Source organism: Vicinamibacteria bacterium (assembly GCA_035620555.1).
Taxonomy (GTDB): Bacteria; Acidobacteriota; Vicinamibacteria; order Marinacidobacterales; family SMYC01; genus DASPGQ01.
On sequence record DASPGQ010000051.1, the window covers coordinates 1 to 2,956 of the forward strand.

Here is a 2,956-nt window from a genome sequence, read left to right on the forward strand (position 1 = left end):
TGGACGCCGATGTGGTTCACCGTCGTGCCCGTGGTGCCACCGGCGGGCTTTTCCGGCGTGAAGAAGATGACGAGGTCGGGAAGCTTCATCACCTCTCGGTTGGGAAAGGCAACGGGCTCGGCGCCGAGAAGCGTCCAGAAGTGCTTCGACGCCGCGACGTCGCTTACATAGAGGTGATGGTGCCCCATGGCGACGGCGGAGCCCTTGGCGGACAGGAGCTGTGCCTCAACGGCCGTGGAAACGAAACAAAGAACGAGAGCAACGAGCTTCATGGGTTTCTCCTTCGGTTCGTCCGTCCAACGATCCTCATTGGGCCTGTCTGAGAATCTCGTTCCGGATGTCGTCGGACCATTGTAATGGACGTCTCTGTGGACGGTGCCTGCAGGGTTTGGGTCTGGGGCATGCGGTGCTGCGAGGACAGATCATGCTGGCGGGTCGGTACATCGCGTCGTCAATCCATCGGACGTTGAGGATTCTCGACACGGCAGAAAGCTCGCCGGCCGCGTCCTGGGGAATGGGAGCGGAGCCGCCCTGCCGCCGGCAGGCCTCCGCCACCGTCTGAGCCACGTCGCTCGCGTCGACCCCGCGAGATTCGAGCGCGGGGGTGAGGTCCAGACCGACGGACAGCACGTGGGGATTGCCGGCGGCGTCCCGCGCTCTCAAACAAAGGCAGCAATAGAGGCGGACCCGGTCGCGATCGATCAATGCCGAGATCTGCGCCAGGGGCTTCGCCGAGGCCCGCGACAGCATCTGGAACACCGCCCAGTTGGGGCACGGATCGGTGACGAGACGCATGTTGCCCCAGGGTAACGAGATTCCGTTGCCACGATAGACCGCTCGCAGATAGCCCGGCGGATAGGCATCGAAGTAATGCCAGTCCCGATAGGGTGAGACGCTCGTCATCCGGCGCATGACGACCGCGGGGTTGAGCCCAATCTCCGCTCCCGCCAGCGCGTCGTATCCGTGGCGCAGGAGAAAACGGCGAAACGGCTGCTTCGGGCAAAGGAGCGCGCCGGCGAAAAAGCCGCACTCGAAGTCGCGCCACGCGAAGAGGATATCCTGGGACTCCATCCATTGCGTCCGCTCTGCATCGAACACCGGCCACTCGACAAGACTCTCTCCGGTGGCATGTCTCATCTTCGGACCGTCTCCACCGTGGAGAATCGTGTGACCGAGATAGCTCGCGAGCTCGTACTTTACCCGAGCCGGTTGCCCCTCCAGGAGTCGATTGATGTAGACGGTGCGCGGAGCGTCGAAAAAGGAGCGTACGAGAGTCTTCAGCTGGCGTCCGGCATCGTCGGTCACGGCAAAGGGTTTGCGCTCGAACCAGCGAATCTCCAGATCGTGCTGACGGCAGAGCTCGAAGAGATCGTCGAGCTCCAGGGGGAAGCGTTTTCTTCCCACGTCTTCGGCGGCGCGCTCGAGATCGGGAAACTGGTTTTGATGCCGCTCCTGATGGGTTCGAATCAAGAGATGGGCGAACTGCCGGCCGCTCGTACCCGTCTGAGACAAAAGCTCCGGAATGGCGCTCTGCAGCAAATCCTTGGAGAACAGAAACCTGGGCTCCAGCGCCATCCCTTCGATCCCGTGAGCCGATGCCCTCCGAGGCGCGGCTTCGGCCTCGAGGTTCTCATCCAGGAACCACCCGAGATCGCGCTGAAAGACTTCCGCCAGCAAACGCAGGACCTTCTCGGACGGAACGCGCTGACCCGTCTCGATCATGCTCAGGTAGGAGACCGACGGCGCGGCGGCCGGATCGAGCTGGATGCACCGGACCGACAGGTCCTCGAGTGTCAGCCCCGTGCGCCGGCGTTGCGAGCGGATCTTGGTGCCGAGAAAGTGAGTCTTTCGGAGAAGCCCCGCCGCCATTGGCTGTGAACTTTACTATGTAAAATTTCTTATGTCAAATTCTGCAATACTTTGGGACGATTACCCGGTATCATGCGGGGCATGAGACCGATGACGACGGCTGCCTCTCTTCCCTCGGGGATCGAGCTCCTCGCGCCGAGCTCGCAGGAATTCGCGCCAATACTGAGCCGGGAGGCGCTCGATTTCGCGGCGAGCCTGCACCGCCGTTTCGACGGACGCCGCCTCGAGCTTCTGGAGAAGCGGCGCCAGCGGCAGCAGGAGCTGGACGACGGATCCCTTCCCGACTTCCTGCCGGAGACGGCAGCGATCCGCGCATCGAACTGGCGAGTGGCACCCGCCCCCCGGGATCTCGAAGACCGGCGCCTCGAGATCACCGGCCCGGTCGATCGGAAGATGATCATCAATGCCTTGAACTCCGGGGCCAAGGCCTTCATGGCCGATTTCGAAGACTCCTGCTCGCCCACGTGGCAGAACGTCGTTCGAGGGCAACTGAATCTCCGGGACGCCGTCCTGCGGACAATCTCCTATACACACCCGGACACCGGCAAACGCTATGCGCTGAACGAGCGAACGGCCACGCTTCTCGTCCGGCCCCGGGGCTGGCATCTCCCGGAAAAGCATGTCCTCGTCGACGGCGAACCGATCTCGGGGTCGATCTTCGATTTCGGGCTCTTCTTCTTTCACAACGTCGAAGCCCTGCGGCTCAGGGGTACGGGCCCTTACTTCTATCTGCCCAAGCTCGAGAGCCACCTCGAGGCCAGGTTGTGGAACGACGTGTTCCTCGTGGCCCAGGACGCACTCGACATCCCCCGCGGCACCATCAAGGCCACGGTCTTGATCGAGACCATCCTCGCGGCCTTCGAGATGGACGAGATTCTCTACGAGCTCCGCGAGCACAGCGCGGGACTCAATTGCGGCCGTTGGGACTACATCTTCAGCTTCATCAAGAAATTCAGGAACCGCCCCGAGTACCTGTTGCCCGATCGTGCCCAAGTGACGATGACCCGTCACTTTCTGAAGTCCTACGATGATCTGCTGATCAAAACCTGTCATCGGCGGGGCGCCCACGCGATGGGCGGCATGGCGG

The 2,956-nt window shown here is 62.4% G+C and carries 3 protein-coding genes; 1 reads left to right on the forward strand and 2 read right to left on the reverse strand.

Going from position 1 to position 2,956, the window contains the following annotated elements; genetic code table 11:
* Both VEK15_01870 and VEK15_01875 read right to left on the reverse strand, forming a co-directional pair.
* The coding region (locus VEK15_01870) for a VOC family protein (GenBank protein ID HXV59411.1) at positions 1 to 272 on the reverse strand (272 nt) is incomplete at its 3' end.
* Between the two features lie 34 nt (positions 273 to 306).
* Positions 307 to 1,869, reverse strand: coding sequence for a DUF3612 domain-containing protein (locus VEK15_01875; protein HXV59412.1), 1,563 nt, complete (start codon positions 1,867 to 1,869; stop codon positions 307 to 309).
* 90 nt (positions 1,870 to 1,959) lie between these two features.
* On the opposite strand from VEK15_01875, the gene VEK15_01880 reads away from it, so the two are divergent.
* Positions 1,960 to 2,956: malate synthase A (locus VEK15_01880; protein ID HXV59413.1), on the forward strand; the 997-nt coding region annotated here is incomplete at its 3' end.

Excerpts from the sequence above, each read along its gene's own strand:
- VEK15_01875 (HXV59412.1), bottom strand. The coding sequence starts at position 1,869 with ATGGCGGCGGGGCTTCTCCGAAAGACTCACTTTCTCGGCACCAAGATC.